The organism is Bacillus sp. AY2-1 (genome assembly GCF_008368965.1).
In the GTDB taxonomy this organism is placed as follows: domain Bacteria; phylum Bacillota; class Bacilli; order Bacillales; family Bacillaceae_G; genus Bacillus_A; species Bacillus_A thuringiensis_S.
Genome location: NZ_QPEL01000137.1, coordinates 1 through 1,262, shown reverse-complemented (window position 1 = coordinate 1,262; position 1,262 = coordinate 1). Strand labels below are relative to the sequence as shown.

Here is a 1,262-nt window from a genome sequence, read left to right as displayed (position 1 = left end):
ACTTATGTATTATTTATTGGTACAATATAAAATGTCATCTATATGGCATAATCAATATCTTCGGATATTATACTAATAAAAGAATTCTAACTGTTTTATGGAAAATAGATAGATTAAACTTTAATCGAGCTAAAGGGAAATTATAATTCAGATTCTAACTATGGAAGTTAATTACCATATAAAATACCAAAGTATGTATTAATTTGTAAAAAATTATCTATTTTAGATTAAAGGTTTAGTATAATAATACTAATGTTTTTTATTTGGGGGTTTGTACAAATTGTTTATTGAAGGAATGGTTGAGTATCGGCCAGGTATTGATGCGGAGCATTACGTTTGGAGAAAAGTAAAATCAGTATTCATTGAGCGTGAAAGTTTTGGCTTTTTGCATTTTCCAATGTTCAAGGAAAATCATGCTAGTAAAAGAGAAATAGATATTTTATTAGTTGATCGTGAGATTGGTGTAACTGTAATTGAAGTAAAAGGAATAAATATAAAGCAAATTCAGGGAATACAAGGTCATATATGGCACTTTACTAAAGATTATTATGTATCTAAAGGCGAGCCTTTTAACCAAGCAGAGCAACAATTAAATATGTTGTGTGATGATATTGAAAAAAAGGACAGTCTGAATCGAGCGTTTTCTAAGCGAGCGGTAGTAGCCTTACCTTATATTACGAGTGAACAATGGATAGAGCGTGGTTTTAATCAATTGTTAAATACTCCTTTTATATTGTTTAAAGATGACTTTGAACAAGGGACTTGGATTAAAAAACTTGAGCGTATGAATATATATAAAGCAAGATTGAATTTACAGGATTCTCAATGGGATGCATTAAAAAAACACTTTTATATTAGAGATTTGGCAAGGGAAAAAACAGATGAAATAAAAAGCGAAAAACAAAAACGGTTCTCTAATTTATATGTTTTTACTAGTGAGGAGCAATTTCACAAAGAAAAAGAGGAAATCGATAAATTATTAAAGGAAGGCTTAAAAATCTATATCTTTAGTACGTTTTCTATTTCTACGAGTTGGCTTGCATTGCAAAAGGATTTTTGTGATGAATTTCAACTTCAAGTTTTTCAAACAAAAGAGACACTCCTTTCAGTGGATACAAGAATTATCCAAGACGGGGAGGTAGAGGCATCCTTTTTAAAGAATATATTGTCTCCAGCGTTTCCGGAGTTTAATTTAGGTCAGTATATAGCAGTTCATACGCCGCATACTGATAACTTAATGATTACAGCAGGTGCGGGGACAG

The 1,262-nt window shown here is 30.7% G+C and carries 1 protein-coding gene; it reads left to right on the top strand.

Going from position 1 to position 1,262, the window contains the following annotated elements; all coding sequences use genetic code 11:
- Window positions 1–280: 280 nt before the first annotated feature.
- The coding region (locus DN403_RS25095; protein ID WP_346655099.1) for an NERD domain-containing protein at window positions 281–1,262 on the top strand (982 nt) is incomplete at its 3' end.